Here is a 26,129-nt window from a genome sequence, read left to right as displayed (position 1 = left end):
GATGTTCGAACTCAATCTGCAACCGGGCAAACTCTGCCTCGCCACCCTGCGCCGTGTCAGCCGCGAGCCGGTACACGTCAGCCTGGATCCGGCTGCCCTGGCGGGGATCCACGCCTCCGCCGCCGTGGTCACCAAGGTGATCGAGCAAAACCGGGTGGTCTACGGCATCAACACCGGCTTTGGCCTGCTGGCCAATACCCGGATCCCGGTGGAGCAGCTGGACGAGCTGCAACGCTCCATCGTGCTCTCTCATGCGGCAGGAATTGGCGAGTACATGGATGACGCCACCGTGCGGTTGATGATGGTGCTCAAGGTCAACTCGCTCGCCCGTGGCTTCTCCGGCATCCGGCTGACGGTGCTCGAGGCCCTGATGACCCTTATCAACGCCGAGGTCTACCCCGTGGTGCCGAAGAAAGGCTCCGTCGGCGCTTCCGGCGATCTGGCGCCCCTGGCTCATATGAGCTGCCTGCTGATCGGTGAAGGCAAGGCCCGTCACAAGGGTGAGCTGATCGACGCCGCCACTGCCCTGAAGATTGCAGGATTGGAGCCCATCGCCCTGGCGCCGAAAGAGGGGCTGGCCCTGCTCAACGGCACCCAGGCGAGCACCGCCTTCGCGCTGGAAGGGCTGTTCCATGCCGAGGATCTCTACGCCGGCGCCATCACCATCGGTGCCATGAGCGTTGAGGCGGCGCTGGGCAGTCGCCGGCCGTTCGATGCCCGCATCCACGAGGTGCGCGGTCAGCGCGGCCAGATCGATGCGGCCGCCTGCTACCGCCACCTGCTGGTGGACGGCAGCGAGATCGGCATGTCCCACCACAACTGCGAGAAGGTGCAGGATCCTTACTCCCTGCGCTGTCAGCCCCAGGTGATGGGCGCCTGCCTGACCCAAATCCGTCAGGCCGCCGAGGTGCTGGTGTGCGAGGCCAACGCGGTCTCCGACAACCCCCTGGTGTTTGCCGAGGATGAGGAGATCATCTCCGGCGGCAACTTCCACGCAGAACCCGTGGCCTTTGCCGCCGACAACCTGGCCCTGGCCATCGCCGAGATCGGGTCGCTGTCCGAGCGGCGCATGGCGCTACTCATCGACTCGCGCATGTCCGGCCTGCCGGCCTTCCTGGTGAACAACGGCGGGGTGAACTCCGGTTTCATGATCGCCCAGGTTACTTCGGCGGCCCTGGCCTCCGAGAACAAGACCCTGGCCCACCCGGCCTCGGTGGACAGCCTGCCCACCTCGGCCAACCAGGAGGACCACGTCTCCATGGCCACCTTCGCCGGTCGCCGGCTGGCGGACATGGCCGAGAACACCCGTGGCATCCTGGCGGTGGAACTGCTGGCAGCGGCCCAGGGGCTCGACTTCCGCGCACCCCTGCGCTCCACCGAGCTCATCGAGCTGGCCAAGGGCCGTCTGCGGGAAGAGGTCAGCTTCTATGACAAGGACAGGTACTTTGCACCGGACATCGAGGCGGCCGCCGCCTTGCTGGGCCGTGCCAGCTACAACGACCTGATCCCGGCCGGGACTCTGCCCAGCCTCTGAGACCCAGAGTCTGAGCAACCATAAATAAGACCGCCCATGGGGCGGTCTTTTCATTTCCGTCTCTTGCGCTCCGCGTCGGGGCCATCGGAAGCGGGCAGCGCAGAGTGGCAGCAGACAGAGGCGGCGGCTTTATCCGTGTTCAAACATCCGGAACAGATAAACCACGAACAGCACCGGGGTGAGTGCTGGCAGCCTTATCCGTGTTCAAACATCAGGAACAGGTAAACGACAAACAGCACAAGATGGGTGGCGCCGTGCAGGGCGTGGGTGCGGCCGCTGCTGAAGGTCACTTTACAGACCATGAGGGTGGTGATGAGCAGCACCATGTCGGCAGGGGAGAGGCCCAGGCGCACTTCCTGCCCCATCAGGGAGCCGATGAAGAGCACGGAGGGTACCGTGAGGGCGATGGTGGCCAGCACAGAGCCGAAGTAGAGATTCATGGCCCGCTGCAACTGGTTGTTGAAGGCCGCCTTGATGGCGCCGACCGCTTCGGGGGCGAGCACGATACAGGCGACGATGAAGCCACCCAGCGCCATCGGGGCTTCCATCACGTGCACCCCGTAGTTGATGGGGATGGCCAGGGTCTTGGCCAGGAGGATCACCACCACCAGGTAGGCGAGCAGCAAGAGGGTATGATAGACGTTGCTCTGCAGCGGGCCGTGGTGATCCTCGAGATCCTCGTGATCGCTGTCGACGAAGAAGTGGCTGTGGCTGCGGGTCTGGATCAGCAGGAAGACACCATAGAGCAGGATGGAGATGATGATCAGCATCCATGACATGGCCTTGGAGAGGCTGCCCAGGGTGCCGCCCTGGGTGAAGTTCGGCAGGACCAGACAGAGCAGTGCCAGGGGAATGATGGCTACCAGATAGGATTTGACCCCGTCCAGATTGAAGTTCTGGGTGTGATAGCGCCAGCCGCCAAACAGCAGGGTGAAGCCCACCAGACCGTTGGTGACCAGCATCACTACCGCGAACATGGTGTCACGGGCCATGGTGGGATTGGGATCGCCGGTCAGCATGACGGAGGAGATCATCACCACTTCCAGGGAGATGACCGAGAGGGTCAGGATCAGGGTACCGAAGGGTTCCCCGAGCTTGATGGCGAGGGCGTCAGAGTGACGCACGACGGAGAAGATGGCCCAGGTCACGATGGCAAGCAGGGCCAGCGACACCGGCAGGTAGACCGCAAGGGGGGTTGTCTCTGCCAGCAGGTCGCTCCCCAGGGTTTTGAAGAAGAGCAGGGTCAGCAGACCGGCAGGCAGAGCAATCTCTTGTCGGATAAAAGACTTCATAGGCAGTGGTTCTCATCTCGGGGCGGCCTCGGCCGACGGGGTATGGAGCGACTTGGTGCACCCAAGGTGCACAGACCCATGATAAGGGGAGATGCTCCTCATGCGGAGCATCATTTTGTTGCAAAGGGTTAGAGGCGGGGCAGATACCGCCTCAGTGCGGGTCGGAGGGGCTGGTTGTCTCGCCCTCTTGCCATGCCATCAGCCAGATCTTCAGTTTGCTCAGGGGCATGGGCTTGGCATAGACGTAGCCCTGGATCAGGTGGACTCCGTGGCGATGCAGATAATCCACCTGCTCCTGGGTTTCGACCCCTTCGGCGATCATCTCCATGCCCGATTTGAGGCCGAAAGCGATGGTGGCATCCAGCACGCTGCGCTTGAGGTCGTCCGTGCCTATGGTATCCACGAACATCTTGTCGATCTTGATCTGGCGAATGCCGAGCCGTTGCAGGTAGGCAAAGCCGCCATAGCCGGTGCCGAAGTCATCCAGCTTGAAGTGATAGCCCCTCTCCTGCAGAGCTGCGATCTCCGCCATGGCCCCCTGGATGTGCTTGATGGGATCCCGCTCGGTGAGTTCGAAGGTGAGGCGGGCCGGCGAGGGCCAGCCATGGCGCTGCAACTGGGTGCGCAGACGAGGTTGCTCGATATGGCCCGCCACCAGATTGACGCTGACCCACTGATGCGGGGCCAGGACGGGGAGATCCGCCAGGATGCGCTCCAGCAGTTGATCCGTCATCGGCAGGATGAGCCCCTGCTCTTCCGCATAGGCGATGAAGGTGCCTGGCGACACCAGATCCCGTCCTCGCTGCCAGCGCAGCAAGGCCTCGAATCCCACTACCCTTCGGTTTCTGCTGTCCACTATGGGCTGATAGAAGGGGATGAACTCCCGCCGAGCCAGCCCTCTTTGCAGCAATCCTTTGAGGGATCGCCGGTAGTTTCTAAGGCCCCAGTAGAGGGCCGCCAGCAGCACCCCCAGCGCCCCGGCCGACCAGAGGCCATCACGGTGTATCTGTGAGCGGGCGTAGCGTTTCAGTGCCTCGCCAGCCCAGAGGGTCTGTTCCACCTGATGCTGGGGGTCGAAGCTGAGCAGCCGCATCGGGTGTGGCTCTTCTCGAATGTGCTTGTTGCCACGGGGGAAAAAGAGCCCGGACTGTGTCGGGTGCTTGTGGTTGAACTCCAGGTAGAAACAGTCGTTGCAGGGGGTGCGCAGCAGCTCATGGCTCCAGCTGCTGTCGAGCACCCAATAGGCCAGATTGCCGTTGCGTCTCGCATAGACCAGGGTTTCGCGTTCGGTATCGAACATGGGGGCCGTGCTGGATATATGAAAGTCGGGGGAGACCGGTATGCCGGCGTCGGCAAGCTGGGGCAGGGCGGGGCCCAGGGTGGAGCAGCCGCTCCCGTTGGCAAGCTGCAGGCCGGCCAGGCGAATATGGCGGTTGTAATACTGGGGTGAGCGCAGCAGCGCCATGTCTTTGGGGCCGCAATCGAAGGCAAAGTGGGCGAGTTGAGCGGGGACATCGTGATCCAGGAGCTGGTTGCGCTCCTGCTGGTAGTCGAGCAGAGCCCTTTCCTTTGTCTGCAACAGGTGGTGAGCCAGCTTGTCGCTCAACAGGGGGGTGAGCAACAGCATCAGCAGCGGTGGCAAACAGAAGAGGGCCAGAGGAATCCATAACGGAGATCGTGCAGACATGGTGGGCCCCCTTCTTCCCTGAAATGAAACAACCCGATTGAGACTCAAGCATCATAGCATTAGCTGCATCGATTTGAGTCAAGTTGGTCACACTTGGAACAAAAACGATAATTAATTGATAAATAAAGGATATGGCTACACACCTGAACAAGATTCAATCGCTGACCTGTCATAAATGACAATTGTCCAGCTTATCTGAAGTGGCTAAAGTAGCGATGCGGTTTGACTCACCGTGTGTTCAATACTCCTGTATCTATTTTTGTCAGTAGCACAGAGTGTTAGTTTTGATATGAGTGTTTCTTTTGGTCCCCGTTGTGGGACCATTTTTCTGTCCGTTCCTCAGCCTGTGTCCCCTCGTTCTCTCCCTTGATGCCTCTTTTGCGGCCCGCACAACGGCGCCGCATGACGCATCCGCCCGCTTATTTGCAGAAGCGGGATCTTCATCCATAGGCGGCGTTTGGTCTGGGCTGATACCATGATGCCCTATGGATGCTGTCGGCTACGGAAAGGCACATGAAACTGACCACTCAACTCGTCTCTTTTATTACGCTGTGCGTGATCTCGGCCATGGCCATGGTGATGCTCGGCGGGGTCTTCAGTTTTCGCCAGATGGGAATGGAGCTGCAGCAGAACCGGGTCGACTCTCTGGTGGAGATCATCGACAAGCAGCTCGGGGTGACCGATGACCAGCAAGCCCTTGCCCGCTGGCTGCCCTCCCTGTTGCGGGCCTCCCATGTGGTGGAGCTGGAGATCCGTCAGGACAAGCAGCGAGTCTACTGGTTTCGCGATGTGCAGCAGCAGACGGACGAGAGCCTGCTGATCGCCTACAGCGAGGCGATCCCCAATCAGGCCGGGATGCGGGCCGACTTCAAGCTGGACAGGCCGTTCAAGGAGTTCGAGTACTCCATGAAGGCGATGTTCGGCATCTCTCTGGGTATCTTCATCGTGGTGTTCGGGCTCTGGTACTCCATCCGCTGGCTGCGTCAGCAGTTGCGCGGTGCCGAGCTGCTGGCGGAGCGTGCCCAGCTGATCCTGGATGGCAAGCTGACCAAGCTGGCCCATGACCCTGCCGAGGAGTGGCCTGTCTCGGCCAGTCAGGCTCTCACCCATCTGCTGACCGAGCTGGCCGACGCCCGCAAGGAGCGCAGCCGCTTCGACAACTTCATCCGCAGCAACGCCTTCGTCGACAAGACGACGGGCATCGGCAACCGCCTCTTCTTCGACAACCGGCTGGAGAGCGCCATCATGGAGGCAAGCGTGATCAGCGGCGGTGTGCTGCTGATCGAGTTGGCCGGTCTGGAGGAGCTGGATCCCGAGCTGAGCGGGCGCCCGAGCCAGGAACTCCTGATGGAGGCGAGCGCCATCATCGCCGCCTTCGTGCGCAAGCACAGCGGAGCCCTGCAGGCGCGCTATGCCGGTCAGGTCTTTGCCGTACTGCTGCCGAACATGTCCGAGAGCGAGATGGTGGACGGCGCCAGCCAGTTGCTCAAGAGTCTGCAACGACTGCACTGGCCCGAAGCGGTCAATGCCGACACCGCCGTCTATCTCGGTGCGGTCTGCTATCAAGCACAGGATTCCCTGCTCAAGGTGCAGGAAGAGGCGGAGCTGGCGCTCAAGAGCGCGCGCCTGCAAGGACACAGCGGCTGGTTCCTGTTCGAGAAATCCCTCAACGAGGAGGCGAGCAGCAAGGGAACGGTGCGCTGGCGCACCCTGATCAGCCGTCGCATCGAGGAGCAGGGCATCGACTTCTACGTCCAGCCTGTGCAGCAGGAGCGGGATCAGGTGGTGTTGCAGCAGGAGCTGCTCATCCGCCTTCACGACGAGCAGGGCCGGGAGCTGCAGGCGGGGGTCTTCATGCCCATGGCGGAGAAGGCCGGTCTGCTGCTGCCGCTGGACAGGCTGGTGGTGGCCCGAGCCTTGCGACTGCTGCGCCAGAGACCGGCATCGAGCTGCCCCATCAGCCTCTCTCTGTGCGCCCAGAACCTGCTCACCCGCGAGTTCCAGCGCGAGCTCTTCTTCGAGCTGTTCCAGTTGCCGCGCAGTACCAACGAGGGGTTGATCCTGCAGTTGTCGGAGTCCCAGGTGACCCGCCACTACGAGGCCCTCAAGCGGCCACTTCGGGCGATGCGCATGCTGGGGTGCAGGCTTGCCATCGATCATGCGGGCCAGGACGTGGTGAGCACCCAGTACATCAAGGAGTTCGAGATCCACTTCCTCAAGCTGCACCCCAGCCTGGTGCGGGAGATCCACCTGCGCCAGGTCAACCAGATGGCGGTACGCAGTCTGGTGGGGGGCTGTGCCAATACCCAGACCCGGGTCATCGCGGTGGGGGTGGAGAGTGGCGACGAGTGGAAGATGCTGCGACACCTGGGCGTGCATGCCGGTCAAGGTCCCTGGTTTGCCGACCCCGAGCCCCTCAACCTGCCTGACTAGCGTCCCGGCCGAGGTGACAGGCGGCCCTGCTCCTGCAGGCCCGCCAGTCCCTGCAAGCCACCGGTGTGGATGAAGACGATCTTGCTGCCGCGCGCAATGCGGCCTGCCGCCAGTTCGCGAAACAGCCCCCACATCGCCTTGCCACTGTAGATGGGTTCCAGCGGCAAGCCGGTTTCGGCACTGAATGCCTGCACCCATTGCCAGAGTGCCGGACTGAACCTGGCATAGCCGCCGTCGTGGTGATCCAGCGCAATGCGCCAGCCCGGGGTGGTGGCCGCCGCCGGATGCAACCGGCATACCTCGCCGGTGATGAAGTCGGCACCCTTGAGCACCGCGATGGCCAGGATCTGCTCCTGCGCCCGCTTGCCCGCGATGAGTCCCGCCAGGGTACCGCCGCTGGCGCAGGGCAGCACCCAGAGATCCGGCGAGAAGGGCACCTCGTCGACCAGCTCGGCCACCCCGGGGATGGCCAGCGGGCTGCTGCCTCCTTCCGGTACCAGCAGGGTGTCGTCATCCTCGAACCGGGCAAGCCATTCGGGATCCTGGCGCCGGCGATAGTCCTGCCGGTCGACAAAAACGAGTTCCATGCCCCAGCCTTTCGCCGCTTTCAGGGTGGGATTGCTGACGGTATCCCCTTCACCGCGTATGATGCCCGTGGTGCGCAGTCCCAGTCTGAGTCCTGCTGCGGCCAGGGCGTGGATGTGATTGGAGTAGGCGCCGCCAAAGGAGAGGATGTGGCCCTTGCCCAGCATCTGTGCCTGTTGCAGATGGTATTTGAGCTTTCGCCACTTGTTGCCGGAGAGGGTCGGGTGGATCAGATCGTCCCGCTTGCACCAGAGCGTGACGTCATGGGCTGCCAGCAGAGGATGCCGGATCCGGTGCAGGGGGGAGGGGAGCTGAAGGGGAGCCATGGGATCGTCTCCCGTGGGTGTCAGCGTGGCCGTCGATGCGTCGTTTGTCATAAAGTTGGAGGCTAATAGCCTGTTTATGTTAAGGTTTAGCCGCGTTTTACGCGGCCAGGTGAAGATCCAGATGAAGTCACTGTTCAGACGTTCTCCCTCCAGCCATCAGGTCGGGATCCTGCTGGCCAGCGATCGCATTCTGCTGGCCTGCGTGGACCCCGTTCCCGTGTTTGCCAGCCAGCCTGTCAACGGCCCCCACGACTGGTCCAAGGCCCTGGCCGAGCTGTGTTCCCGGCACGGTCTGGCCAAGTCTAAGGTGCGGGTGGCCCTCGCGGCCAGCCTTTATCAGCAGATCCAGATCGACAAGCCTGCCGTCCCCGATGCCGAGATGGCGGGGGCCCTGCCCTGGGCCATCAAGGATTTCGTCAACGAGCCGGTGTTGCAGCTCGCCATGGATTATGTGGACCTGCCGACTCCCCCTGCCGGGCGTCCGCGCATCAACGTTGTTTGCATGCCCAAGAGCCGGGTGCAGCAGGTGGCGGATGCGGTCAACGGCGCGGCGACCCTGGAGGCCATAGTCAGTGACGAGCTGGCCATGACGGCCCTCTACGAGGCGGACCAGATGGTGCGCATGCTGCTCTGGCAACCCCGGGGGCAGGAGCTGCAACTGCTGGTCTTCCATCGGGGCGGACTTTGTTTCTCCCGCCAGTTGCGCGGATTTGCGAGCCTCACCGGCAGCCATGAGCCAGATGCCGACCAGCTCGACGCGCTGGCGCTGGAGATCCAGCGATCCATCGATTATCTGGCCGGCCATCTCAAGCTGCCGGAGCCCGGCCAGTTGCAACTGGCCATCGCCTCCTCCGCCATGGGGGTATTGGTGCGTCACCTGGAACAGACATTCGGTTTCCCGGTGTCGGCCATGGCAAACAAGGCGGTACTGGCAGGAGTCGAATACCTCAGTGCCTATGGCGCGGCCCTGGGCAGGAGCGACTGATGAAACACCATATCAACCTCTATGGCGCCGAATTCCGGCCAAGACGCCTGTGGGCAAGCCTGCCCCAGATGGCGTTGGTCTGGGGCGGCGTCCTGGTGCTGCTGCTGGGGGCCACCCTCTTCTATGGCTGGCAACAGCAGGGCCTCGATCGTGAATTGGCTGGCGTACGGGCACAGCTCGACGTGCAGCGCGGCGAGGCCAGGCGTCTCGATGCGGAGCTGGCGCGCCATCTGGCGAATGCAGACTTGCAGCGGCAACTGGCCGACAAGCGGGAAGAGCTGGGGGCCAAACAGGCGCTGATGCAGCAGCTTGGCCACCTCTCCCTGCAAAAATCCCAGGGCTATGCGGGGGTGATGGAAGACCTTGCCCGCCTGCGGGATCCCCGCCTCTCCCTGCAACGGATCGAGATAAGCGACGGGCGCATCAACCTCGCGGGCGTGGCCGAACGCAGTCAGGACGTGCCCGCCTGGGTGAACCGCTTCAAGCAGACCCCCTCCCTGGCGGGCAAGCAGTTTGGCGAGCTCACCCTGAGTCGAGACAAGGAGGGCCAGCTTGCCTTCCAGCTCAGTGGCATAGCGCGGGAGACTCCCTGATGGACATGAAGGCACAATGGCAGGGATGGGCGCAGCAGATCGCAGCCCTCAGCCTGCGTGAGCGGATCCTCATTCTGTTGACCGGGGTCGTGCTGCTCGGGGCCATGGGCATCTATGGCTGGCTGGATGACGCCGACGCCCGGCTGGGCCAGGATCGGCTAGCCCTAGCTGCGGCGCAGCGGGATCTGGAGATCCTGACCCTGGAAAACCAGGGCAAGCAGGCCAGGCTGGGGCGGGATCCCGATGCCCAGGTACGCGAGCAGCTCGCCGACGTCGAGACTTCCCTGCGCCAGATGGATGCCGAGCTGCTGGCTCAGACGGTGGATCTGATCCCCGCCCACGAAATGCCCGCGGTGCTGGAAGCCCTGTTGTCCCGCTCCGCCAACCTGCATATGCTCGCGCTCACCTCCCTCAAACCCGAGCCGCTGATGGCCGGGGAGCAGAAGGTGAACCTGTTCAGGCACGGCATCCGGCTTCAGCTGGAGGGCGGCTATTTCGATGTCTACCAGTACCTGAAAGCGCTCGAAGCCCTGCCTCGGCACTTCTACTGGAAGGGCTTTGACTACCGGGTGGTCGAGCATCCCAAGGCGGCGGTAGCGATGGAGATCTACACCCTCAGCACCAGCAAGGAGTTCATCCGTGGTTAAGCGGCATGTCGGCGGGACGGGATCCCGCATTTTTGCCTTCCCATCCTGGCGCTGGCTGGCCCTGTGGGGGAGCCTGCTCGCGCTGCAGGCCCAGGCCGAGGTGCTGCAGGATCCCACCATGCCCCTGGCGGGATCCGGCTCGGCGGCGAGTGTCGCCAAGGAGGCCGGTCTGCCCAGGTTGCAGAGCGTCATCCTGGGGAGCGGGCCCGCCCTGGCGGTGCTCGACGGTCAAGCCTACCGGGTCGGCCAGCAGGTCAACGGATTCCGGCTGGTGGGGATCAGCGCCGACAGCGTGGTGCTGGAAAAAGCGGGCAAACGCCAGACACTGACCCTGTTTGGCAGCAAGATCCGGATGTGAAGTGGGTGTCGCACGGGATGGTGCGGGCCAGGTTTGTCGAGTTTCATAGCGAGTCAGGTGCACGAATAACATGAAAAAACACCCTTTTTGTCTGCTTCCCCTCGCGCTGGCGGTGGCGGGTTGCACTACCTATCGTCACCCCGAGCCGGTACAGGCCAAAGATGCACTCAAGCAAGCGATGAGCGAGCAGAGCCCGACCGCCCCCCTGACTTCCCTGCCGCCCTCGGTGCAGAGCGAGCTGTTGCAGCTCAATCGTCCCCAGCAGCCGATGACCATTCCCGAGAAGCGGATGCGCATCGCGGCCCATGACGTGGACGCGGTGGAGTTCTTCGGCTCCCTGTTCAAGGGCTCCCGCTACAGCGTGGCGGTCCATCCCGGTGTGGCGGGCGTCATTTCGGTAGAACTCAAGGACGTGACCCTGCAGGAGGCGCTGGCGACCGTCGGCGACATGTACGGCTTCGACGTACAGCGCAAGGGCAACGTGTTCCACGTCTATCCCGCCGGTCTGCGTACCGAGACCATTCCGGTCAACTACCTGATGATGTCCCGTCGTGGCCTCTCCCGCACCTCGGTCAGCACCGGCGGGGTGACTTCTAGTGAGAACAACTCAAACAACAGCGGGTTGAATTCCAACAGCAATACCGAAATATCATCTAGCCAGAATGGCACAGGTATTTCGAGTAATTCCAATACTCAAACCACATCGAATGGTACCCAGATTGAGACTGATACCAACAGTGATTATTGGACCGACTTACGTGACACTTTGCAAACACTGATTGGAAATGGTGATGGTCGGGCTGTCATCACCAGCCCACAGGCAGGCTTGGTCACTATTCGCGCCTATCCGAAAGAGCTAAAAGCAGTCCGTGAATTCCTGACTCAATCCGAAAGTCATTTAAAACGTCAGGTCGTACTCGAAGCGCGAATTATGGAAGTAGCTCTTAGTGAAGGTTATGAGCAGGGGGTAGATTGGAGCGGTTTGACAGCTAGTTGGGATGGCAATAAAGGTATTCCCAAGGTGGCTCAGCCAGACCTGATGGCGCCTAATATCCCAGAGAGTCAGCAGACCTATAACCTGCTTAAGGGGGGAGGATCCCTTGGCGAGAGTCTGGTTGGTGCAGTAAATCCGATCTTTAACGCAATTGGTGGGGGGGCTGGTTTCACTATTACTGACGGCAACTTCAATGTGGCGGTCAACCTGCTCAAGACTCAGGGGGATGTGAATACCCTCTCCAGCCCCCGTGTCACTGCGACAAACAATCAGAAGGCTGTGATAAAGGTCGGGACGGACGAGTACTTCGTCACCAATGCGACGACGACGATTACCTCAACCACAACAGGGACTGAGCGGACACCAAATGTTGAGTTGACCCCCTTCTTCTCCGGTATCGCGCTGGACGTAACGCCACAGATCGACGAAGAGGGCAAGGTGCTGCTTCATATCCATCCGTCAGTGATTGATACCGAAGAACAAAACAAAACCATCGATCTGGGCACCACGGGAGGCAAGATGACCTTGCCGCTCGCCAAGAGCTCGATCCGCGAGTCGGATACCGTGGTGCAGGCCAATAACGGTGACATTATCGTCATCGGCGGTTTGATGAAGACCGACAAGCAGGAGATCGTCAGCAAGGTGCCGCTACTGGGGGATATTCCCTGGGTGGGCGAAGCCTTTACCAACCGCCGCGAGAGCACCAAGAAGGTGGAGTTGGTGATCATGCTCAAACCGACCGTGGTGGAGAAAGATACCTGGCAAAACGAGCTGCAACGCTCCTCCGAGCTGCTCGACAAATGGTATCCCCCCAAGGGCTGATCCGGGATGACGCGCCTGTTGAGCACTCCTTCTCCCATGTGGCGGCGCCTCCCGGCTGCAGCCAGTCTGCCCTGCCCGACGGCGGAGGCGCCATGTCGCTGATCCGGGGCTGTCTGCGGCTGCGCGCCCGGGACTCTGGCCGGGAGGGTGCATGTATCTGAGCCACTTCGGACTGCGGGAAGCCCCCTTCGGCCTGACCCCGAACACCGGTTTCTATTACGGCCTGCCCCCCCACGAGGAGGCCATGCAGGTGCTCAACTGGGCGCTGGGGCAGGGGGAGGGCTTCATCAAGGTGACCGGCGAGGTGGGCACCGGCAAGACCCTGCTCTGTCGCAAGCTGCTGAGCGAGCTCGGCTCCGAGGCCTGCCCGGTGCGCCTGGCCTGGCTGCCCAACCCCCATCTCACTCCGGGGGAGCTGCGCACGGCCCTGGCCCTGGAGCTGGGGTTGACGCTGGCGGGGGAGAGCGAGCTGGATCTCACGGATCGCATTCACCGCCATCTGATCTCCCTGCATCGGCAGGGGAGTCGGGTGGTGGTGCTGATCGACGAGGCGCAAGCCCTGCCGGACGAGACCCTGGAGGCGATCCGGCTGTTTGGCAACCTGGAAACCGAATCCAGCAAGCTGCTGCAAATCGTGCTGTTCGGCCAGCCCGAGCTGGATGCCAGGCTCGGGCAGCCCCGTCTTCGCCAGTTGCGCCAGCGCATCGGTTTTTCCTACCGCCTGCGGCCGCTGCGGCTCGACGAGACCCGGGCCTATCTGGAGTACCGGCTGCAGGTGTCCGGCTATCGCGGGGCCGCCCTGTTCGATGGCCGCGCCCTGCGCAGGCTGTGGCGCGCATCCCGCGGCATTCCCCGCCTCATCAACATACTGGCGCAGAAGTGCCTGATGCTGGCCTATGGTCGCGGTGTGCGGCGGATCGACAGCGCCCTGGTCCGGCTCGCCATCCGGGATACCGATGATGCCCGCCGTGGCCGTCTCACCCTCTGGTGGCCCCTGTTGTTGTTGCTGGGCACCGCCCTGGCGTATGGAGTCTGGTCATGAGCGTGATCAATCAGATGCTGAAAGAGCTGGATAGGCGTCAGCAAGAGGCCGAGGGAGTCGCCGTCTATGTGGCGCCGGTGCGCCAGCAAGGCTGGTGGATGCTGGTGCTGACCCTGCTGTGTACCCTGGCCCTGGGGATCCTCGGCTGGCGCACCTGGATCTTCTGGCAGCAGAGCCAGCGAGCCTCCCTGCCAGCGGCGCAGGTCGAGGCCCCCCGCACCGCCCCTGCGGTGGCGCCATCCGCGCCCCTGGCGGTGGTGGCCACCACACAGGCGGTCTCCTCTGCCGCGCCAATGGCAAAGGTGCCCGCCGCCAGTGCCGAGTCGACCGCCGCCATAGTGGCCCCCTCCGCAGCCGAACAGGCTCCGGCCGATGAGGCCGTGCTCGCCGATGAGGGCAATCCGGAGGAAGCGCTGGGGGACGAGACGATCCCGAGCGACGAGGAGCTGCAGCCGGACCTCTATGCCGAGCTGGCTGCTGAGCAGGGCGCCGAAGAGGCGCCTGCACCCGCCGCGCCGCGCAAACCCGGGATCCTGAAGATCGAGACGGTGGAACTCTCCGACGCCGAGCTGGCCACCCTAGCCGAGCGCAAGGCGACCACGGCCATGGCCAAGGGACGGATGCAGGAGGCGCAGGATGGCTACTACGAAGTGCTGGCCCACGATCCCCACAACCAGGGGGCGCGGGAACAGCTGGCGGGCCTGCTCTATGGCGCCGGACGGCTGACCGAGGCCGCCCAGGTGCTGGAAGAGGGGCTGAGGCTGGATCCCGCGCAGGCGGACCTGCGTCTGCTGCTGGCCCGTGTGGCCATCAGCGGCGGGGATCGGCAGAAGGCGCTGGATTGGCTCACCGGCTATCAGCCCGATATTGCCAGCAATCTGGATTATTACGCCACCTGGGCCGGCCTTGCCCAGGAGCTGGGGCAGCCTGTCCAGGCGTCCGAGATGTACGTCAGGCTGCTGCGCCAGCAGCCGGATCAGGGGCGCTGGTGGCTGGGACTGGGGGTGGCGGAGGATGGTCAGGGACACCGTCAGCGGGCACTGGATGCCTATCGCAATGCCCAGTTGCACGGCAATCTGGGGGAGGCCTCCACCCAATGGCTCGAACAACGAATTGGCCAACTGACCCATTGATAGAACGGCAGTTCGATGAGCCCATGCCATCGGACAAGGTAGCGGGCGTGAAGCAACAGAGATCGGAGCAATAATGGCACAACCCAGACTGAAAATGCGCCTAGGCGACCTGCTGGTACAGGAACAGATCATCTCGGATGATCAGCTGCAGCTCGCCCTGCAGCAGCAGCGCCAGACCGGCCGCAAGCTGGGGACCACCCTCATCGATCTCGGCTTCATCAGCGAGGTGCAACTGCTGACCTTCCTCGCCCGTCAGCTGGATGTGCCCTTCTTCGATCTCAACAACCTCACCATCGACGTCTCGGCCGTGGCGCTGTTGCCCGAGGTGCAGGCGCGCCGCTACCGGGCGCTGGCCGTCAACCTGAGCGACGACAAGGTCACCGTGGTGATGTCGGATCCGGCGGATCTGAGCGCCCTCGACGCCATCGCTGCCCTGCTCAGCCCGCGGGAGCTGGTGCTGGCCGTGGCCCGTGAAGGCCAGCTGCTGGAGTATTTCGACCGCCTCTATCGCCGCACCCGGGAGATAGAGAACTTCGCGGTGCAACTGCACGAAGAGCACCAGGAGACCGGCTTCGAGCTGGGGGCCGGCAGCCTCAATGCCACAACCGACGAGGGGGAGGCGACGGTGGCCAAGCTGCTGCGCTCCCTGTTCGAGGACGCGGTACAGGTGGGTGCTTCCGACATCCATATCGAACCGGACGAGAAGGTGCTGCGCATTCGCCAGCGTATCGACGGCGTGCTGCACGAGAACATCCTCAACGAGGTGCGCATCGCCCAGGCGCTGGTGCTGCGCCTCAAGCTGGTGGCCGGGCTCGACATCTCGGAGAAGCGTCTGCCCCAGGATGGCCGTTTCAACATGAAGGTGCGCGGCCGCGACGTGGATGTGCGGATGTCCACCATGCCGGTGCAATATGGCGAGTCCGTGGTGATGCGACTGCTGGATCAATCCTCCGGCATCTTGTCGCTCGCCGAGACCGGGATGCCGCCCGCCATCCTGACCCGCTTTCGTCGTCAGCTCAAACGCCCTCACGGCATGATCCTGGTGACGGGCCCGACCGGCAGCGGCAAGACCACGACGCTCTACGGTGCCCTCTCCGAGCTCAACCAGGCCAGCCACAAGATCATCACGGTGGAAGACCCGGTGGAGTACCGCCTGCCCCGCATCAGTCAGGTGCAGGTCAATCCCAAGATAGGGCTCACGTTCTCCCAGGTGCTGCGCTCCACCCTGCGCCAGGATCCGGACATCCTGCTGGTGGGGGAGATGCGGGACAACGAGACGGTGGAGATCGGCCTGCGCGGCGCCATCACGGGTCACCTGGTGCTGACCACCTTGCACACCAACGACGCCGTGACCAGCGCCCTGCGTCTCATCGACATGGGGGCGCCCGGCTATCTGGTGGCGAGCGCCCTGCGGGCCGTGGTGGCCCAGCGCCTGGTGCGGCGGGTGTGTGAACACTGCGCCTGCGAGACGGCGCCGGACGAGGGGCAGGCCACCTGGCTCTCGGTGCTCTCCGGTGAAGCGCCGGGCCAGCATCGCTATCGCAAGGGGCGGGGCTGCCAGAGCTGCAACTTCACCGGCTATGCGGGCCGGATCGGGGTCTACGAGCTGCTGGAGCTGGATCAATCCATGATGGATGCCCTGCGCCGCAACGATGCCGAGGGGTTTGCCCGGGCGGCACGGGCGCACGAGCACTACCGCCCCCTGGCCCTGACGGCGCTCGACTATGCCCGCGAGGGGATCACCTCGGTGGACGAGGTGCTTCGGCTGGCCGAGGACCTGGGGTAACGCATGAGGCATCTGGATCGTACTGAATCACTCTGCCGGGGTCGCCCATGAACCGTTTTGCCTACAAGGGGCGTGACAGCCAGGGCCAGGCCGTCAGCGGTGTGGTGGAAGCGGTGAGCGAGCTGGCCGCCGCCGAGCAGCTGATGCGCCGCGGGGTGATGCCCACCGAGCTGAAGACCGGCAAGGCCAGGTCTGCCAGCATCGACTGGTCGCTGCTGCTGGAAGGGAGCGTCAAGCTGGAGGAGCTGGTGGTCTTCAGCCGCCAGATGTATGCCCTGACCCGGGCAGGCATTCCCATCCTGCGCGCCATCGCGGGGCTGGAGGAGAGCGCCCACAGCAAGCCCCTCAAGCGGGCGCTTCACGCCCTGGGGGAGGATCTGGCCAACGGCCGGCCGCTGTCGAGCGCGATGCAGTCGCACCCGAAGGTGTTCAGCAGCCTCTTCGTGGCCATCATCCACGTGGGGGAGAACACGGGTCAGCTGGAGGAGGCCTTCCTGCAGCTCGCCAACTATTTCGATCTGGAGCTGGAGACCCGCAAGCGGATCAAGACCGCCATGCGCTACCCCACCTTCGTGCTGATTGCCATCGCCGTCGCCATGGTGATCCTTAATATCATGGTGATCCCCGTCTTTGCCGGGATGTTTGCCAAGTTCGGGGTGGAGCTGCCGCTGGCGACCCGGATCCTGCTGGCCACCTCCCACTTCTTCGTTCACTACTGGTGGCTGCTGCTCGCCATCCTGGTGGGCGCCGTCGTCGGCTGGCGACGCTGGGTCGCCACCACCAAAGGCAGGCTGACCTGGCACAGATGGCAGCTGCGGCTGCCCATCGTCGGCTCCATCATAGAGCGCTCCCTGCTTGCCCGTTTTGCCCGCAGCTTCTCCATGATGCTCAAGGCCGGCGTGCCGCTCAACACGGCGCTGACCCTGGTGGCCGATGCGGTGGACAACGCCTGGATGGCGGGGCAGATCCGCGACATGCGGGGCGGCATCGAGCGGGGGGAGAGCCTGCTGCGCACCGCCGGGGCCAGCGGCCTCTTCACCCCTCTGGTGATGCAGATGATCGCGGTGGGGGAGGAGACCGGCCAGGTGGACGAGCTGCTGCACGAAGCGGCCGAGTATTACGAGCGTGAGGTGGATTATGACCTCAAGAGCCTCACCGCCCGCATCGAACCCATCCTCATCGGCATAGTGGCGGTCATGGTACTGGTGCTGGCGCTGGGTATCTTCACTCCCATGTGGGACATGATGCGAGCGGTGCGCGGGCAGTAGGCAGTATCTTCCGGTCATCCGGATGCCGCCCGTGCCGGGCACAGAGAACAAGGTATGAAAGGGCATGAGCAGAGAGTCCGAGCAGGATGAGCACTGGCTGGGGGGATATCGGCGGGTCGTTGTCTTTATCCTGCTGGCAGTCATCGTCACGACCCTGGTCATGAGCTATCGCAATCACAGGGAAGAGGCGCTGGCCATCAGCGCCAGCCTGCTCGGTGAGCAGTTCGCACAGCGGGCCCAGCGCCTGCACGGACGCTGGCTCGACGAGCGGCGTCCGTCGGTGCTCCATGCCGAGGGCACAGCCTGGCAGTTCGATGAGCGGGGCTGGCCTCTGGCGGTGTTGCCGCGCCAGTCGCCATCGGCCGATTGCCGTCAGCTCTGGCTCGCCCTGCTGGGGCACGATGAGGGGCTTTCATCCTGGCAGGCCCTTGCCAGCGAAGGAGGCGACGGGTGTGAATTCGGCCAGGAAGGGCACTGGCTGTACTACAGCTTCACCGATGGCCGGGTGGTGGCCCTCCCCTGATTGGGTGCTTCAAGTATTTCATTGACATGATTTTTTTCTATCCGCATGAAATAATGCGGACCATTACGGAGGCAGCATGGCAGCAAAAAGAGTGAGACCCATTAGGGCGCTTGGCCGGATGGCCGGTTTTTCCCTGATTGAGCTGGTGATCGTCATCGTGATCCTGGGGATCCTGGCCGTCACCGCCTTGCCCCGTTTTCTCGATGTGACCGACGAGGCGAAGAAGGCGAGCGTGGAAGGGGTGTCCGGCGGTTTCGCCACTGGGGTGTCCCTGGTGCGGGCCCAGTGGGAGGCCGAGGGGCGCGCCAGGCAGGATGGACTCAACACCGTGCTCTATGACGGCTCGCGTTTCTATCTGACCACGCCGACCGACAGTCAGGTCAGCAATGGCGAGCTCTCTCCCGGGTATCCCATGGACACGGCAGCAAGCGGCACGCCCGATGTGGATCCGGCCAGTCTGACGGCGGCCCGCTGCCTCAATATTTGGGAGGGGTTGTTGCAGAATCCTCCCAAGGCTACTGCCCGCTTTGACGAGGTGCGCGGTAGCGGCAATGACCTGAAGTTCTATGCCACGGTGAGCAACAATGGACTGGATTCGGTCTGCCGTTACTATCTGGTCAACAGCCTGAGCAAGGGAAGTGATGGACGTTATCAGGACCCGCAAGGGAGCACGGATGCGTTCATGAGTTTCAGTTATCGCCCGGCCTCCGGCCAGGTGACCACCCATATCAATTGATAAACCGAGGAAAGACGTAATGAAAAAGCAATCGGGCTTTACCCTGATCGAACTGGTCATCGTGATCATCATTCTGGGCATTCTGGCGGTCACCGCCGCACCCAAGTTCCTGAATCTGCAGGATGATGCGCGTACTTCCACCCTGAAAGGGGTTGAAGGTTCCCTGAACTCTGCCGGTGCCATGGTGTATAGCAAGGCCGTTATCGCTGGTAAAGACACTACAGCTTCCGATACGTTGGATATCGGTAATGGTGTCGATGTCGGTATTGCCTTCGGGTATCCCAAGGCGACCAAGGATGATCTGGAGAAAGTATTGCAGCTGAGCACTAATGATTGGAGCTTTGGTACTCCTGCATCTAGCAGCATCAAGATCTTCCCGGCTGGTGTTTCCGCCAGTACTGCCACCGACTGTTATGTCACCTATACGCAAGCTATTACTTCTGGCTCTCAGCCAACAGCAGCAGTCACTGCTTGTAAGTAAATCTTATAAATGAACAAGATAGAGAGAGGCTGTCCTCTCTCTATTTCTTTCAAGGGTTGCTCATCATGACTGAACGGGACGAAGGTTTCACCCTGATTGAACTGGTGATCGTGATCCTGTTGCTCGGGATTCTGGCCGCCTTTGCCGTGCCCAAGTGGCTGGGCAAAGGCGGCTTTGAAACCCATACCCTGCGCGATGAGCTGGTGGCCCGGTTGCGGCTGGTGCAGACCATGAACATGCAGGAAGGGGAGGCGCGCTGCACCCAACTGGTGGTGGAGCCGAGCCGGTTCGGTCATCTGACCCTGCTTGGCAGCTGTACCCCCAAGCCCATCTCCGGCTGGAGTGCGGACGAGCAGAGCCGGGGGCGAGTCATCACCGCCTCCGGCGGCCTCTCCCTGCCTCAAGGGAGCTTTTCTTTCGACAAGCGCAGCGGCCGTCCGCTTTCACCCTCAACCTGCGTCAATGGCTGCAATCTGGCGGTGAGCAGCGGGCAGGAGAGCGCCCGGCTGCGCATCGAGCCGGAAGGCTATATCCATGCGATCCCCTAAGATCTGCCGCGGCTTCACCCTGGTCGAGTTCGTGGTCGGCATCGTGCTGCTGGCCGTGGCGCTCACCGGCATCCTGGGGCTGCTTATCAATCAGGCTCCCCAGGCGGTGGATCCGGTGCAGCAGGTACGGGCCGCCCAGCTCGCCCAGCGCATTCTCGGCGAGATGCTGGAGAAGTCTTTCGACGAGCATTCCGATCACAACGGCGGCCGTTTTCGCTGTGGCGAGACGGCCGGTGTGCCCGCCTTTACCTATCCCCCCTGCACGGCGAGCGCCGACTATGGCCCCGATGGTGGCGAGACCCGCCCCTACGGGTTCAACGACGTGGACGATTTCGACACGGCAGGCCGCTGGGTGGACGCCAACTACTTTACTCAGGCCTCGGCCGCGAGCAGCGAGGAGGAGTATCGACGCTACCAGGTGAAGATCGCGGTGGTGCCGGATACCCTCTTTGGCAGCGCGGGGGAGGGGGCTGAGTCCATCGGCAAGCGCATCACCCTGACCGTGCGCCTGCCGGACGGGAGCGAGCTGGTCTTCGGCCTCTATCGGGGGAACTACTGATGGGCAAGCCACATTCCCGTGAGGCCGCGTGGGAATACCCATGTGCCAGACTCTCCCGTGACCGCGTCCGACCCGGGCGTGAGGGGGGCTTCACCCTGGTGGAGCTGGTGATGGTGATCCTGCTGCTCGGGGTGATGGCGACCTTCTCCAGCCAGTTTATCGGCATCGGCACCCAGATTTACGGGGATGCCAGCCGCCGCGAGCAACTGATGAGCGATGCCCGTTTCGCCCTGGAGCGGCTCAATCGCGAGGTGCGCGACGCCGTCCCCGGTTCGGTGCGGGTCGAGGACGAAGGGGGCGGTGCCCAGGAGCAGGGGGCCTGTCTGCGGTTCTGGCCCATCGCCACCGCTGGCCGCTACCTGGAGACGGCGAGCAGCACCGTGCTTCGCATCGTCGAGCCAGTCACCATGCCGGCAAAGGAAGATACGGCCATCATCTATCCGCTGCCTGACACGACCTCTGGCAGTACCATCACGCTGGACAAGGGGTGTGTGCAGGGGCGTTGCACTGCCAGAGTGACCGAGGTAGGAACTCCCGTCTCCGGGGCCGTGCCGCTGACCCTGGCTGGTGCGCTCGCCAAGGACTCCCCGGGCCAGCGCATCTATTTTGCGAACCAGCAGGTGCTCTATTGCGTGAGAGGGGGCAGCCTCTGGCGCATGGCCAAGTCCCTCGACGACACCCTGAGCAGCAGCGAGACCACCCGGTTGATGGCGGAGCATATTCGTCCCGCCGCCTATTACTTCTATCGGGAACCCGCCGCCTTCAACCAGAGCGAGGTGGGGCTGCGACTGGAGTTCGAGCAGCGCGACGAGCACGTCGTCTTCCACCACAAGCTGGAGACCCTCAATGTGCCCTGACACTCCCACCATGGTGAGGTCCCAGCGGGGCAGCGCCATCCTGATCGCCCTCTTCGTCATCGTCATCATGGCCCTGCTGGCGGCGGCCATGGGGCGTTTCCTGGTGGACAGCAGCGAGAAGCATACGGTGGAGGTGCGCGGCGTGCGTGCCCTGATGGCGGCCCAGAGCGGGCTCGAAGTTGCACTGTACCGGCTCTATCCCAATGGGGAGTGGCAGGGGCAGGCCAGCCGGTGCGTCCCCATAGCGCTCGACTTCACCGAGCCCGGGCTTGCCGGGTGTCAGGCCACCATCACCTGCAACAGGGTGACGGTGAGTGCGGCCGGAGGGACCCAGACCGGATACCGATTCAGCAGCGAAGGGCGCTGTGGCCAGCCCGATGCCGGCAGCGGCCCGAACCCCGATTTTGCCGTCAGCCGCACCCTGGTGGCGGAAGCCTTTGATGGAGCGACGCCATGAGCCCCCTGCCAAGGAGCCAGACCCCATGAAGTCCAGCCAGCCTCTTCGCAGCGCCCTGTTGTGGATCTTGCTGGGATCCACCTCGGTGCAGGCCGCCAGCCAGTGTACAGAAGCCTTCCTTTTCCCGGTGCAGAGCCACGCCTCCCCCGGCATGCTGAGCATGAACAATGAAAGCAAGATCATCAGCACCACAGTGGGGGCCAGTTACCCCTTCCTGACCAAATACATCCAGCCCAACGCCAACTGCAACAACGGTGGTTTCTGGAACAACGGCACCTGGGTCTCCAATTGCAACGTCAGCGGCACCCTTGCCAGTGTGCTCAAGGATGTGACCTTCATCAGCGATCCCGACGCGTTTCCGGCCAACCCGGGGGGCTTCCCCTCCTACAGCGGGAAAAATGATCTCGCTTGCGACGGGGCCATCTCTCCTGCTGCCGGTGACTACAAGAACGCCTCGTGGGGGGGCAACAGCTGCGTGGCGACCCTGAAATCGGGCCAGACCTATCGCTTCGATACCTTGTCTATCAGCGAAGGGGCGATGCTCAACCTCAACGGGGCGACCGTCTATGCCCAGAAGATGACCATCAAGAATGGTTACAACAGTGGCGTCACCGGGTCGGGAGATCTTCATGTGAACGATCTGACGGTGACGGGTCAGGGCAAGCTCAATGACGCCAGGGTCACCGTCTACAGCACCCTTGAGGTCTCGGGCAATGGCAATACCGGGACCGCCGTCTTCCAGCCGCACTACCTGGACAAGGTCACCATGGAGGTCTCTGCCAGTGGCCAGAGCGTGCTCATGGGGGCAGGGGACTGGTTTATCAAAAGCCTGGGGATGAAGAGCAACAGTGCCATGACCTTCCAGGGGCAGAGCTCCCTGGCCGTCTATGAACTCAAGATGGAAAGCGAGAGCCGGATCTCCGCTGCGGGGAGTCGCAGCGATCTGACGCTCCAGCTTCACCAGACCCTGGAGGTGAGCGGCAACGGCACTCTCAACGGGTATCTGCAGGCCAGCTATCTCAAGACGTTCAAACACCAGAGCACCTCCAACATCAATTTCTACTTCCGTGGCGGCAACCACTGGATAGACAAGATGGAGCTCGGCCAGAACGACAGGCTGATCTTTGACAGCGGCAGTGCCGCGAGGTTGTACATCAAGAGCGATCTGGCCCTGAGCGACCAGATGGAGGTTAATGCCGGGGGCAAGGCCAACGACCTGATGATGTATCACTTCGGCAAGGTCACCATGAGCGGCAATACCAAACTCAACGCCATTCTCTATGTGAACGCCGGGGATCTGGCCATGAGTGGTCAGGCCGTGCTGACCGGTGCCGTGTCGGCGGTGAACGTCTCCATGACCAACAACAGCAAGGTGATCCACGAGCCCTTCACCGGCGACTGGCCGGGCATGTGTGAAGACCCACTGACCTGTTTCAGCGATGACTTCTCCGCCAGTACCCTTGGCAGCGACTGGGTGGTGGCTCAACGCAATGGCAGTACCTTGCCCTCTTTGCAAAACGGTCGCCTGCGGCTGACCCAAAATACGACCAACCAGGCCACCTCTGCGACCTTCCAGCGCATCTTCCCGGGGGCCAGCAATCTGGTGACTATCGAGTTTGATCAGTATGCCTACAAGACCTCCGGCTCGAGCGGGGCGGACGGGATGGCGGTGGTGCTCTCCGATGCGACGATCACGCCCCAGCCCGGCGCCTTCGGTGGCCCGCTGGGTTATGGCTTCAAGACCGGGATCAGCGGTTTTGCCGGCGGCTGGATGGGGGTCGGTATCGACGAATACGGCAACTATGCCAACGAGGGGGGCTCCTATAATCCCGGGTCTCGTCCTCAGGCCGTTTCCATTCGTGGCTCCGGTGCCAGTTCGGGGACCTCGGGCTATCGCTATCTGGCGGGAACGGCGAGCAACCTGAGCCCGGCAGTGGACAGCGGAACCAATGGCAACCGCCCCCATCGTTACCGCATCACCATTGACTCGCGCACTGCCGGCAGTTCACTTGCGTCGGTTGAGCGGAACACGGGCTTGGGTTACACCATGCTGGTGGGGCCCATCAATATGGTGAACCAGACGGGGCAGGCGGCGGTGCCCGCCAACTTCCTGCTGTCGCTCACCGGCTCCACCGGTTCTGTGACGAACTACCATGAGCTCGACAACGTCCGGATCTGCGCTCTCAAATCCAATCCGGTGGGGACCCAGATCGATCACTTCGAGTTCGATCACTCCGGTCAGGCCCTGACCTGCAACCCCGAGACTCTGACCATTCGGGCCTGCGCCAACGCCAGTTGCAGCCAACTGTTCACGGACCCGGTGAGCGCCATCCTGACCCCCCTCAAGAATGGCAGCAACGGCTGGATAGCCGGCAGCCAGGTGAGCTACAACGGCAACACCGCCACCGTCAATTTCAGCGGCGGCACGACCACCTTGCAGCTACGCAACAATCTGGCGACGGCCATCACAGTGGGAGTGAGCGGCTCGACGCCGTCCACCAAACCCCTGAGCACCACCCTGTGCCGCGCCGGCAGTGGTGCCCTGAGCGCCGCCGCCTGTACCTTGAGCTTCGCCGACAGCGGCTTCGTGTTCAATGTGCTGGATACCGATGCCAACAAGCCACAGGATGTGGTGATAAGCGCCGTAAAGAAAGACGATGTGACCAAGCTGTGCGTTCCCGATTTTGCCAGCGTGAGCAAGCCGGTCAGCGTCTGGGGGTCTTATGTCACCCCCAATGCCAATGCATTTGGCAGTCAGGTCACGATAGATGGCAATTCTGTCTCGACTTATGCCGCCAATGTGGCTTCGCCGGCGGGCACTGTCATCAACTTGAATTTCGATAGCCAGGGTAAGGCAACGCTGAAGAAAGTGAACTATCCGGATGCTGGGCAGATGCGACTCAATGCCCGTCACGATGGCAGTGGCGACACGGCAGGACTGGTGATGACGGGCTCGGATCTGTTCGTCAGCCGCCCGGCCGGGCTCTGCATCACGCCCACCCAGGGGGCCTGTGCGGCAGGGGATGCCAGTTGTCCGGTGTTCAAGAAGACCGGTGAGGCGTTCCAGCTGAATATCAAAGGGGTGGCTTGGCAAGCGGATGATGACAAGGACCTGTGCAGCGGCAACCTGGCGACCCCCAACTTCGCGCTGGCCAATATTGCGCTGGGCAGCGAGCTGGTGGCACCCAAACCCGGTGTCGAGGCGGTGGTCGGCAAGCAAAATTATGACCATGCCATCGCGGCCGGCAGCATCAACACCATGACTCAGTCACTCAACGAGGTCGGGGTCTTCCGGATGACGGCGACCCCGCCGACCTTGGGTTACTTTGGCTACACCATACCCGCCGCCAGCAGCGTGCCGGTAGGGCGCTTCGTGCCCTGGGATTTCAATCTGATGAGCAGTGATGTTGTGCCAGCCTGTGAGGATATGACGGCACCAGAGCGAGACTTTACCTATATGAGTCAGCCATTTGGCATTGAGCTGGAGGTGGTGGCCCGTAACATGGCGGGGGGGCAGACCCAGAACTATACGGGTCTCTTTGCCAAGGGGGAAGCCTATATCACGACAGCCAACAACAAGGATGGCAACTCGCTGTCGAGTCGCTTGCGTAGCCTACAGCCCCTGCCATGGCTCAACGGGCGAGCGGCGTTTACCGGCACCAGCGAGTTCGTGCGCCTGTCCGACACCCAGCCGGACGGACCCTACAAGTCGCTGTTATTTGGTCTCTATATGAGGGACAACGATGGTGACCACTCCCTGATTGCCAGCCCGAACTTCAATGATGCTGTGGTGGGGGATTGCAACGGTAGCGGATGCAATGCCCGGCTGCTCGACAGTGTGCCGATGCAAGCCTATTTCGGTCGATTACTGGCCAGTACCCGGCAGGGAGTTGCCAGCGCCCCGCTTGCGTTGCCGCTGCAGGTGCAATATTTCGAAGGGGGGGGGTGGAAAATCAATCAAGCGGATGTTTGTACACAACTATCTCTGGCTAATAATGGTTTTGATCCGGCAACCATCCTGGATCCGACGCGCAAGATCAGTTTCAACAACGGCTCCTATGAGGTCACGGGTCAGGTGCCAGGAACCACGCCGCCGCAATCTTTCCGCAGTACGCTGACGCTCAGTGGTTTGGCTGCGCCAGCCAGTGTAGCGACGGCAAACAAAGGTGAGATCCTGTTTCATTTCTCTGCGCTAGTACCAGTACCAAATAAAGTTGTTGGCATCCCCTACAAGGTGGAATTGTCGAAACAGCCGTCACGGCCACTCTGGCTGTCGGATCCACTTACTCAGGCGGGGGAGGCCATTTTCGGCTCCACTCGAGGTAACGATCGCATTATTTATCGCCGCGAAGTGATGCCCTGACACCCGGGCTGACACGGGGAGATAGACGCATTGCTGTACAGTGGCGTCTTATCTCCTTGTTTCGTAGTGTTTGTCGGCCTGAGCGGGTGAGTGATGACTCGCATTTTTGTCGCGCCTGAT

At 62.5% G+C, this 26,129-nt stretch carries 22 protein-coding genes; 19 read left to right on the top strand and 3 right to left on the bottom strand.

Annotation, left to right across the window (positions count from 1 at the left end):
* Nucleotide 1 precedes the first annotated feature (1 nt).
* Nucleotides 2-1,534: a histidine ammonia-lyase gene (gene hutH, locus PG892_RS05460; RefSeq protein ID WP_010672611.1), complete on the top strand. Its 1,533-nt coding sequence runs from the start codon at nt 2-4 to the stop codon at nt 1,532-1,534.
* Between the two features lie 194 nt (nt 1,535-1,728).
* Here hutH and PG892_RS05455 read toward each other — a convergent pair whose 3' ends face one another.
* Both PG892_RS05455 and PG892_RS05450 read right to left on the bottom strand, forming a co-directional pair.
* Nucleotides 1,729-2,826, bottom strand: coding sequence for a calcium:proton antiporter (locus PG892_RS05455; RefSeq protein ID WP_010672612.1), 1,098 nt, complete (start codon nt 2,824-2,826; stop codon nt 1,729-1,731).
* A gap of 151 nt (nt 2,827-2,977) precedes the next feature.
* A complete protein-coding gene (locus tag PG892_RS05450; RefSeq protein WP_257712333.1) occupies nt 2,978-4,513 on the bottom strand; it encodes an EAL domain-containing protein in 1,536 nt (511 codons plus the stop codon).
* Nucleotides 4,514-5,026: 513 nt separating this feature from the next.
* Between PG892_RS05450 and PG892_RS05445 the strand changes: the two genes are divergently transcribed.
* On the top strand, nt 5,027-6,946 hold the full coding sequence (locus PG892_RS05445) for an EAL domain-containing protein (protein WP_257712332.1): 1,920 nt from the start codon (nt 5,027-5,029) through the stop codon (nt 6,944-6,946).
* Here the strand turns inward: PG892_RS05445 and PG892_RS05440 are convergent.
* A complete protein-coding gene (locus PG892_RS05440; RefSeq protein ID WP_257712331.1) occupies nt 6,943-7,857 on the bottom strand; it encodes a 1-aminocyclopropane-1-carboxylate deaminase/D-cysteine desulfhydrase in 915 nt (304 codons plus the stop codon). The two genes, PG892_RS05445 and PG892_RS05440, sit on opposite strands and share 4 nt — an antisense overlap.
* A gap of 121 nt (nt 7,858-7,978) precedes the next feature.
* Here PG892_RS05440 and PG892_RS05435 point away from each other — a divergent pair, with 121 nt between their 5' ends.
* From PG892_RS05435 to PG892_RS05355, 17 genes are all read left to right on the top strand, one after another.
* Nucleotides 7,979-8,842 (top strand): MSHA biogenesis protein MshI, encoded by an 864-nt coding sequence (locus PG892_RS05435; protein WP_257712330.1) that lies wholly within the window; start codon nt 7,979-7,981, stop codon nt 8,840-8,842.
* The gene (locus tag PG892_RS05430; protein ID WP_041212203.1) at nt 8,842-9,435 is read left to right on the top strand and encodes a PilN domain-containing protein; all 594 of its coding nucleotides are present in this window, start codon (nt 8,842-8,844) and stop codon (nt 9,433-9,435) included. The genes PG892_RS05435 and PG892_RS05430 overlap by 1 nt, the downstream gene beginning before the upstream one ends.
* A complete protein-coding gene (gene pilO, locus PG892_RS05425; RefSeq protein WP_257712329.1) occupies nt 9,435-10,082 on the top strand; it encodes a type 4a pilus biogenesis protein PilO in 648 nt (215 codons plus the stop codon). Before PG892_RS05430 ends, pilO begins: the two co-directional genes overlap by 1 nt.
* A gap of 28 nt (nt 10,083-10,110) precedes the next feature.
* Nucleotides 10,111-10,440, top strand: coding sequence for a SctD/MshK family protein (locus PG892_RS05420; protein ID WP_223952760.1), 330 nt, complete (start codon nt 10,111-10,113; stop codon nt 10,438-10,440).
* 70 nt (nt 10,441-10,510) lie between these two features.
* Complete coding sequence (gene mshL / locus PG892_RS05415; protein WP_201933860.1) at nt 10,511-12,256, top strand: pilus (MSHA type) biogenesis protein MshL; 1,746 nt, start codon at nt 10,511-10,513, stop codon at nt 12,254-12,256.
* A 151-nt stretch (nt 12,257-12,407) separates the two neighbouring features.
* Nucleotides 12,408-13,298, top strand: a complete 891-nt coding sequence (locus tag PG892_RS05410; RefSeq protein ID WP_257711915.1) for an ExeA family protein — start codon at nt 12,408-12,410, stop codon at nt 13,296-13,298.
* Entirely contained in the window at nt 13,295-14,431 is a 1,137-nt protein-coding gene (locus tag PG892_RS05405; protein ID WP_257711916.1) for a tetratricopeptide repeat protein, read from the top strand. Before PG892_RS05410 ends, PG892_RS05405 begins: the two co-directional genes overlap by 4 nt.
* 73 nt (nt 14,432-14,504) lie before the next feature.
* Nucleotides 14,505-16,217: an MSHA fimbrial ATPase MshE gene (gene mshE, locus PG892_RS05400; RefSeq protein ID WP_257711917.1), complete on the top strand. Its 1,713-nt coding sequence runs from the start codon at nt 14,505-14,507 to the stop codon at nt 16,215-16,217.
* Nucleotides 16,218-16,264: 47 nt separating this feature from the next.
* Nucleotides 16,265-17,485 (top strand): type II secretion system F family protein, encoded by a 1,221-nt coding sequence (locus PG892_RS05395; protein WP_270825208.1) that lies wholly within the window; start codon nt 16,265-16,267, stop codon nt 17,483-17,485.
* A 64-nt stretch (nt 17,486-17,549) separates the two neighbouring features.
* Nucleotides 17,550-18,008 (top strand): hypothetical protein, encoded by a 459-nt coding sequence (locus PG892_RS05390; protein ID WP_049637308.1) that lies wholly within the window; start codon nt 17,550-17,552, stop codon nt 18,006-18,008.
* 76 nt (nt 18,009-18,084) lie between these two features.
* The gene (locus PG892_RS05385) at nt 18,085-18,744 is read left to right on the top strand and encodes a type II secretion system protein (RefSeq protein WP_257711918.1); all 660 of its coding nucleotides are present in this window, start codon (nt 18,085-18,087) and stop codon (nt 18,742-18,744) included.
* A 19-nt stretch (nt 18,745-18,763) separates the two neighbouring features.
* Nucleotides 18,764-19,225, top strand: a complete 462-nt coding sequence (locus PG892_RS05380; RefSeq protein ID WP_257711919.1) for a prepilin-type N-terminal cleavage/methylation domain-containing protein — start codon at nt 18,764-18,766, stop codon at nt 19,223-19,225.
* Nucleotides 19,226-19,290: 65 nt separating this feature from the next.
* Nucleotides 19,291-19,773, top strand: a complete 483-nt coding sequence (locus tag PG892_RS05375) for a prepilin-type N-terminal cleavage/methylation domain-containing protein (protein ID WP_257711920.1) — start codon at nt 19,291-19,293, stop codon at nt 19,771-19,773.
* On the top strand, nt 19,760-20,332 hold the full coding sequence (locus tag PG892_RS05370) for a prepilin-type N-terminal cleavage/methylation domain-containing protein (protein ID WP_257711921.1): 573 nt from the start codon (nt 19,760-19,762) through the stop codon (nt 20,330-20,332). Before PG892_RS05375 ends, PG892_RS05370 begins: the two co-directional genes overlap by 14 nt.
* On the top strand, nt 20,332-21,189 hold the full coding sequence (locus tag PG892_RS05365) for a PilW family protein (RefSeq protein WP_257711922.1): 858 nt from the start codon (nt 20,332-20,334) through the stop codon (nt 21,187-21,189). The genes PG892_RS05370 and PG892_RS05365 overlap by 1 nt, the downstream gene beginning before the upstream one ends.
* Nucleotides 21,179-21,646 (top strand): MSHA biogenesis protein MshP, encoded by a 468-nt coding sequence (locus PG892_RS05360; RefSeq protein WP_235690568.1) that lies wholly within the window; start codon nt 21,179-21,181, stop codon nt 21,644-21,646. Before PG892_RS05365 ends, PG892_RS05360 begins: the two co-directional genes overlap by 11 nt.
* Entirely contained in the window at nt 21,630-26,009 is a 4,380-nt protein-coding gene (locus tag PG892_RS05355; RefSeq protein WP_270825206.1) for a DUF6701 domain-containing protein, read from the top strand. The genes PG892_RS05360 and PG892_RS05355 overlap by 17 nt, the downstream gene beginning before the upstream one ends.
* Nucleotides 26,010-26,129: the final 120 nt, after the last annotated feature.

The sequence above is a fragment of the Aeromonas sp. QDB68 genome (assembly GCF_027707405.1).
GTDB classification, from domain to species: domain Bacteria; phylum Pseudomonadota; class Gammaproteobacteria; order Enterobacterales; family Aeromonadaceae; genus Aeromonas; species Aeromonas caviae.
Note: the sequence above shows the minus strand (reverse complement) of the source record. Positions and strands in the feature narration are given on the sequence as shown.

Coding starts and splice junctions, on each gene's coding strand:
- PG892_RS05435 (WP_257712330.1), top strand. CDS start 7,979: ATGAAGTCACTGTTCAGACGTTCTCCCTCCAGCCATCAGGTCGGGATC.
- PG892_RS05450 (WP_257712333.1), bottom strand. CDS start 4,513: ATGTCTGCACGATCTCCGTTATGGATTCCTCTGGCCCTCTTCTGTTTG.
- PG892_RS05355 (WP_270825206.1), top strand. CDS start 21,630: ATGGAGCGACGCCATGAGCCCCCTGCCAAGGAGCCAGACCCCATGAAG.
- pilO (WP_257712329.1), top strand. CDS start 9,435: ATGGACATGAAGGCACAATGGCAGGGATGGGCGCAGCAGATCGCAGCC.
- PG892_RS05395 (WP_270825208.1), top strand. CDS start 16,265: ATGAACCGTTTTGCCTACAAGGGGCGTGACAGCCAGGGCCAGGCCGTC.
- PG892_RS05365 (WP_257711922.1), top strand. CDS start 20,332: ATGGGCAAGCCACATTCCCGTGAGGCCGCGTGGGAATACCCATGTGCC.
- PG892_RS05390 (WP_049637308.1), top strand. CDS start 17,550: ATGAGCAGAGAGTCCGAGCAGGATGAGCACTGGCTGGGGGGATATCGG.
- hutH (WP_010672611.1), top strand. CDS start 2: ATGTTCGAACTCAATCTGCAACCGGGCAAACTCTGCCTCGCCACCCTG.
- PG892_RS05370 (WP_257711921.1), top strand. CDS start 19,760: ATGCGATCCCCTAAGATCTGCCGCGGCTTCACCCTGGTCGAGTTCGTG.
- PG892_RS05380 (WP_257711919.1), top strand. CDS start 18,764: ATGAAAAAGCAATCGGGCTTTACCCTGATCGAACTGGTCATCGTGATC.
- PG892_RS05430 (WP_041212203.1), top strand. CDS start 8,842: ATGAAACACCATATCAACCTCTATGGCGCCGAATTCCGGCCAAGACGC.
- mshE (WP_257711917.1), top strand. CDS start 14,505: ATGGCACAACCCAGACTGAAAATGCGCCTAGGCGACCTGCTGGTACAG.
- PG892_RS05410 (WP_257711915.1), top strand. CDS start 12,408: ATGTATCTGAGCCACTTCGGACTGCGGGAAGCCCCCTTCGGCCTGACC.
- PG892_RS05455 (WP_010672612.1), bottom strand. CDS start 2,826: ATGAAGTCTTTTATCCGACAAGAGATTGCTCTGCCTGCCGGTCTGCTG.
- PG892_RS05375 (WP_257711920.1), top strand. CDS start 19,291: ATGACTGAACGGGACGAAGGTTTCACCCTGATTGAACTGGTGATCGTG.
- PG892_RS05440 (WP_257712331.1), bottom strand. CDS start 7,857: ATGGCTCCCCTTCAGCTCCCCTCCCCCCTGCACCGGATCCGGCATCCT.
- PG892_RS05360 (WP_235690568.1), top strand. CDS start 21,179: ATGTGCCCTGACACTCCCACCATGGTGAGGTCCCAGCGGGGCAGCGCC.
- PG892_RS05385 (WP_257711918.1), top strand. CDS start 18,085: ATGGCAGCAAAAAGAGTGAGACCCATTAGGGCGCTTGGCCGGATGGCC.
- mshL (WP_201933860.1), top strand. CDS start 10,511: ATGAAAAAACACCCTTTTTGTCTGCTTCCCCTCGCGCTGGCGGTGGCG.
- PG892_RS05405 (WP_257711916.1), top strand. CDS start 13,295: ATGAGCGTGATCAATCAGATGCTGAAAGAGCTGGATAGGCGTCAGCAA.
- PG892_RS05445 (WP_257712332.1), top strand. CDS start 5,027: ATGAAACTGACCACTCAACTCGTCTCTTTTATTACGCTGTGCGTGATC.